The 6287-nt window shown below is 59.8% G+C and carries 5 protein-coding genes; 3 read left to right on the top strand and 2 right to left on the bottom strand.

Annotated features, from left to right (window positions below; genetic code table 11):
- The first annotated feature begins 42 nt into the window (after positions 1-42).
- Entirely contained in the window at positions 43-1473 is a 1431-nt protein-coding gene (gene lpdA / locus ACJWXQ_RS11555; protein ID WP_346049186.1) for a dihydrolipoyl dehydrogenase, read from the top strand.
- A gap of 255 nt (positions 1474-1728) precedes the next feature.
- Positions 1729-2763, top strand: coding sequence for a polysaccharide deacetylase family protein (locus ACJWXQ_RS11550; protein ID WP_406672853.1), 1035 nt, complete (start codon positions 1729-1731; stop codon positions 2761-2763).
- A 58-nt stretch (positions 2764-2821) separates the two neighbouring features.
- On the opposite strand, the gene ACJWXQ_RS11545 is transcribed toward ACJWXQ_RS11550, so the two are convergent.
- Complete coding sequence (locus ACJWXQ_RS11545) at positions 2822-3742, bottom strand: glucosaminidase domain-containing protein (RefSeq protein ID WP_406672852.1); 921 nt, start codon at positions 3740-3742, stop codon at positions 2822-2824.
- 20 nt (positions 3743-3762) lie between these two features.
- Complete coding sequence (gene relA, locus ACJWXQ_RS11540) at positions 3763-5913, bottom strand: GTP diphosphokinase (protein WP_406672851.1); 2151 nt, start codon at positions 5911-5913, stop codon at positions 3763-3765.
- Positions 5914-6079: 166 nt separating this feature from the next.
- On the opposite strand from relA, the gene ACJWXQ_RS11535 reads away from it, so the two are divergent.
- On the top strand, positions 6080-6287 hold a 208-nt coding region (locus tag ACJWXQ_RS11535; protein WP_406672850.1), incomplete at its 3' end, for a hypothetical protein.

Raw genomic sequence — 6287 nt, 5'->3', positions numbered from 1 at the left:
TGCAGCCTTCGAATTCTTTAAAACTTTCTCAGGGGATTTTCAATGAGCAAGTCCTATGATGTTGTGGTGATTGGTGGTGGCCCGGGTGGCTATGTGGCAGCGATTCGCGCCGCTCAGAACGGACTCAAGACTGCCTGCGTGGATAACTGGGAGAACCGGGATGGTTCCCACGCCTTCGGTGGGACCTGCCTCAATGCCGGTTGTATCCCCTCCAAGGCGGTGCTGGAGTCTTCAGAGCTGTATCACCGTGCGGGTCATGAGTTCTCCGAGCACGGGATCAAACTCTCCAAGCCGGAGTTGGACTTGGATGCGATGCTGAAGCGCAAGGCTGGGATCGTGAAGCAGTTCACCGGCGGCATTGCTCAACTGTTCAAGGCGAACAAGGTGGATGGCATTGCCGGAACCGGCAAGCTCCTCAAGGGCAACAAGGTTGAGGTCACCGCCCATGGGGGAGGCAAGAAGGAAACCCTGGAAGCCAAGCATGTGATCCTGGCCACGGGGTCAACGCCTGTGGAGTTGCCTTTTGCCAAATTCGATGGCAAGCGCATCGTGGACTCCTGGGATGCCCTGGAGTTTGAACAGGTGCCCAAGCGCCTGGGTGTCATCGGTGCCGGCGTGATTGGTCTTGAGTTGGGCAGTGTCTGGAGCCGTCTGGGTTCGGAAGTCACCATGATCGAGGCTCAGGACAAGTTCCTGTTCATGGCTGACCAGCAGATCGCCAAGGACGCCCAGCGCCAGTTCAAGAAGCAGGGCCTGGATATCAAGCTGGGTGCCAAGCTGGTCGAAGCCAAGGCTGGCAAGAATGACGTCAAGGTGGTTTACGAGGACAAGAGCGGCAAGCACGAAGCCACCTTCGATAAACTGCTGATTTCGGTGGGCCGCCGCCCCTACACCGACGGCTTGTTCGGTGACGACGTGAAGGTGGATACCGATGACCGGGGTTTCGTCAAGGTAGACAAGCAGAACCGGACCTCAGTGAAGAATGTCTGGGCCGTGGGCGACTGCGCGCCGGGGCCCATGCTGGCTCACAAGGCCTCCGAAGAAGGGGTGGTGGTGGCCGACCTGATCGCCGGCAAGACGGCCGAGATGAGCCACGAGTGTATCCCCTCGATCATCTACACCGCGCCGGAAGTGGCGTGGGTTGGAAAGACCGAAGAGGAGCTCAAGGCCGAGAAGGTGCCGTACAAGGTGGGCAGCTTCGGCTTTGCCGCCAATGGCCGTGCTCAGGCCATGAATCAGGCCGCCGGCATGGTCAAGATGCTTGCCCACAAGGACAGTGATGAGGTGCTGGGGGTTCACATCGTTGGTCCCATGGCTTCCGAGCTGATTGCCGAAGCTGTGCTGGCAATGGAGTTCCGAGCCAGTGCCGAGGATATCCAGCTCACCATTCACGCCCACCCGGCCCTGGGGGAAGTCATCCACGAAGCCGCCCTGGCGGTGGATGGAAAAGCGCTGCACGGCGTCAATCGCTGAATAGCGTATGCTTGACTGCACAAAAAAGGGCGCTTCCGGCGCCCTTTTTTGTGGGCAGCGGAACTTACTTGAGTGCCGTCGCTCTTGTAGAAGACAAGTGCTCGGGAATCCTGGCAAGACCACATTCGTATCCATGGGGGTAGGTAAATGTCATTGTTTCGCATGAGTTGGCTGGCTGTGCTTGTTGCCGCTTTGTCTGTAACTATTGCTTGTTCCGAGAGTGGAAGTGGCGCAGAGAAGCAGGAGCAGGAGGCGGTGGATCAGGCCGTAGAGCCCAGCGCAACAGACGCGTCAGGTGATGAAAGCGGTGCGGTTGTTCTGATGTATCACCGTTTCGGTGAGGACCGCTATCCCTCAACCAGTGTTCGGATGGAGCAATTCAAGCAGCACCTGAAATACCTGGAAGAAGAGGAGTTCAATATTTGGCCAGTGGAGCGGGTTGTGCGCTATCTGCGTGACGGCAAGACATTCCCGCCGCGGACGGTGGCCATCACCATTGACGACGCCTATCGCTCGATTTACGAGGAAGCCTATCCCTTGTTCAAGGAAAGGGGATGGCCTTACACCGTGTTCGTTAACAGCGACGGTGCCGATTCTGGCGGCAGTTATATGAGTTGGGAACAGATGCGGGAGATGGCCGAGAATAGTGAGGCCCGTTTCGCCAATCATTCCGCCACCCATGACTATCTGGTGGCACGCCGTGATGGAGAGAGCGAGGAAGATTGGCGGGCCCGAGTGAAAGCCGATATTGAGAAGGCGGAAAGACGGCTTCAGGAAGAGCTTTCAGGGCATGTGCCTGATGATCCCAATTTGCATGCCTATCCTTACGGCGAGTACGACCGGGCACTGCAGGAGCTGGTGGAGGAAATGGGCTATGTGGCCTTTGGTCAGCATTCAGGGCCGGTGGGGCATTATTCAGACAAGCTGGCGCTGCCACGATTCGCCATGGCCGAGAACTATGCCGACCCTAACGATTTCCGGCTGCGGGTGAATACCCGACCACTGCCGGTCGTCTCCATTACGCCGGATGACCCCACCGCCATTGATGAGCAGAATCCACCACAACTGAGATTGGAGTTTGCGGAGACCGAGATTGCCCTGGACCGCATTAACTGCTTTGCCTCTGGTCGGGGCGTGGAGCTGGAATGGGTTTCCGACAGTCCTCGCATTCTCTCGGTGCAGGCGGATGCGCCCCTGGCTGAGGGGCGCAGTCGCTACAACTGCACCGCCCCGGCACGTGAGGGGGGCTTCCATTGGTATAGCTTCCAATGGGTCCGCGGGCGGCGCTGAAATTGGGACAGCCAGGCCCCGGGCAATGCCCTCGTGGACATTGCCCGGGGCCGCTTGATCAGGGCTCACTGACCAGCTCAAGCTCTTCCGGCAATTCATGCAGGTCGTTCTGCAGGATCATGGACCTCACTTCACGTATGTAGTCCTGCCCTCGCTCGGAATAGCGCTCCAGTCCTTGAGCGAGTTCCATTCCGGTTGCCGTGCGTCCGGCTTGCCGTGCCTCCGCTCGCAGCTGGCGGAGCAGCGTATAGGCGTGTCCTATGTTGAGATTGTGGATATAGGAGCGAACCGAGGCGTGGAGGTCCGGGAACACCCGCACGAAATGAGTAGCCCCTTCCCGGCGCTGCTGGGGCACCAGGCCGACCTCTTCGTTCCAGGTCCATTCCCCGAACAGATTATTGGCCTCCCGGGTGAAGCGAGATGTGCCCCAGCCACTTTCATTGGCCGCCTGTGACAGCGCCAGGGAGGGCGGAATGACATCAATGCGACGGAAGAGCTTGTCACGAACAGCGATGTCCCGGATATCCCCCTCGACGCGAAAGCGCTGCTGCAGGTGCTCAACCAATGTTCTTTCTTCGTCGCTTAGCTCGGCGTTCGAGTCTCGCTCCAGCTTCTCGTGTATGGATGTCAACTCTTCACGCTTGGCAAGAATTTTTTCGTTCTCCGCCAGAATCAGTGGCAGGAGGCTTCGGAAGAACAGAGACTTGCGAAGGTTAACCTCCTGCTCCGCCATGCCGGTCGGAAAGCTTTCCACTGCCACGGCCGGGACTCTTTGCTCCGGCGGCCATTGAAAGTCGTATTCCTGCAATGCCTGATGCAGCGCCTGGGGTGAGTCCACGCTTATGCTGCGCAGCTCAGGTCTCTGCGGTACCGGATGATCGTCCGCTGCCCCCTGCAGGCAAAGGACGATGGCCACTGCAGTGAGCAGTGGAATGGCCGGAATCAGAGTTCTGCTTGCAATATCCTTTCCTGAAAGCATGGTATTACCTTTTCTGCGCTTTATCGGCTGATCCGTCTTGCCTCGGTGATGTTCGGTAACTGTACGAGGCGTTGTAGTGTCTGGCTCAGTTGATCCAGGTTGGCCAGTTCCACGGTGAGCTGAATCTGGGCAATGTTATTAGCCGGATCCGTGCGGGTGGAAACATGGGTGATGTTGACCCCGTCATTGCCCAGTAGAGTGGTTATATCACGCAGAAGGCCCTGCCGATCCCAGGCTTCCACCAGCACTTCGGTGGCATATCCTTGGCCTTCGCCCTGATCCCAGTCGACCTCGATCAGTCGTTCCTGCTGATCATCAGCAAGGCGCAGCATATTGCCACAGTCCTGTCGGTGAATGCTCACGCCGCGTCCACGGGTAATGAAACCGACGATGGGGTCACCCGGCACCGGGCTGCAGCAGCGGGCCATGGTGGTGGCCAGGTCGCCGATACCGCGAACCCGCACGCCGCCCTGGGATGCCTTGCTCGGCCGCGTCTTGACCTGATCTTGCGTGGGTCGTTCACGCTCAAGGCGTCGCCCGAGACGCTGGCCAAGCTGATCGCCAGTAATGTCGCCGCGACCAACGGCCTTGAGGAACTCATCGCCCGTCTGAAGTTTGAACTCATTTGCCAGTTCGTCCCAGGCCGGTGTCGCCAGACCGAGCCTGGCGGCTTCCCGCTCCACCACCTGGCGCCCCTGTTCCAGATGGCTCTCCTGGTTCTGGGTCCGGAACCAGTGGCGTATCTTGGCCCGTGCCCGGTTGCTGGCCACAAAGCCCAGCTGGGGAACCAGCCAGTCCCGACTGGGCCGGGCATTCTTGCCGGTGAGGATCTCCACTCTGTCGCCGTTTTTCAGTTCGTGGTTGAGGCTGACGATGCGGCCATTGACCTTGGCACCTCGGCAACGATGTCCCACTTGGGTGTGGACCCGATAGGCAAAGTCCAGGGGCGTAGAGTGGGCGGGGAGATCGATGATGTCGCCGTCCGGAGTGAGGGTGTAGATGCGGTCTTCGAACACCTCGGACTTGAAGCGATCCAGTAATTCGTCGTCGCCATCATCAGGCTCACCCGGTTCCAGCAAATGGCGCAACCAGGCAATGCGCTCTTCCAGGGCCGGGTCCTTGCTCCCACCCCCTTCCTTGTAGCGCCAGTGGGCGGCTACACCCAACTCTGCATGCCGATGCATCTCCCAGGTGCGGATCTGAACTTCGACCGGTTTTTCCTCCGGTCCGAATACCGCCGTATGCAAGGACTGATAGTTATTTTCCTTGGGATTGGCAATGTAATCGTCGAACTCATGGGGTATGTGGTGCCAGAGGCCATGGATCACACCCAGGGCGGCATAGCATTGGGGCACCGTGTCCACCAGGATGCGCACCGCCCGCACGTCAAAGAGGTTTTCGAAGGCAAGTCCCTTGCGCTGCATCTTCTTCCATATGCTGAAGATGTGCTTGGGGCGTCCGTAGACATCCGCTCGAATCCCGGCCGCCCGCATTTCCTCCTGAATGCGGGCGACAACACGGTCGATATAGGCTTCCCGGTCACGGCGGGTTTCCCGCAGAGCGCGGGCGATCCGGTGGTAGCTGTTGGGCTCGAGAAAACGCAGCGCCAGGTCTTCCAGCTCCCATTTCAGTTGCCAGATCCCAAGCCGGTTGGCGAGCGGCGCGTAAAGCTCGCGTGTGGCAATGGCTTCAGCCTTTTGTTCCTCGCGGCCGGCGTGGCGCAGGCTGCGCACGGTGTAAAGCTGATCGGCCAGGCGCAGCACCACCACCCGAATATCCCGGGCCATGGCCAGCAGCATCTGGCGCAGGGCCTCGGACTGCGTGCGGGACAGTAGCTGGCCGGGTTCGGCCCGGCCCAGATCGCTGAAGCGGGGAATCCGCTGCATGTCCTCCACCAGTGTGATCACATCGGTGGAGAAGGACGCGCGAAGTTCTTCCAGAGACAGTTGCCCGGCTTCCAGGGCCGGGAAAAGGAGCGCCGCACCCTCCAGGGCCGGATCCATCCCCAGATCGGCGACAATGGCGGCAACGCCCCGGGAGCGGGCGGTCGCCGCCGGGTCCAGCGGGTCCAGCAGAGCTGCGGCCTGATCGCGCTCTGCTTCCCCGTGAGGGGACCTGGCCTGAAGCAGGGACGGCTGCTGTTCCGCCCGACTCGGGGCTTGCGGTTTCATGCCACGCTTTGCTCCTGGTGCTGTCGCTGCCATATCCCTTCAAAACCGTTATCATACGCGCTTGGTGCCAGGCGGCGCCAAAGGCGGTCCAATCAGGAAACCTTCGGTCTGTGTTGGATCAATATAGCCAAGAAGGTTCCCAAGCCAAATCACGGAGAAAAACGGCATGCCCAAGCGATTGAGCTACATCTTGTTCCTGGCTCTGGCCCTGGCGGCGGGTCAGGCCAGCGCCTTTACCCTTGATCTGAATCTGAGCGACGATGCCGCCGAATTCAAGCTGGCCTGGCACAAGCAGACCGGGGGCGAGGCCCTGCTGGAGACCCAGGTCAGCTGGCTGCATGAACAGGATAACGGCGATCTGCTCGGTCTCGGCC

This window comes from Natronospira sp. (assembly GCF_007134575.1).
In the GTDB taxonomy this organism is placed as follows: domain Bacteria; phylum Pseudomonadota; class Gammaproteobacteria; order Natronospirales; family Natronospiraceae; genus Natronospira; species Natronospira elongata.
This window is presented reverse-complemented; position numbering and strand designations above follow the sequence as displayed.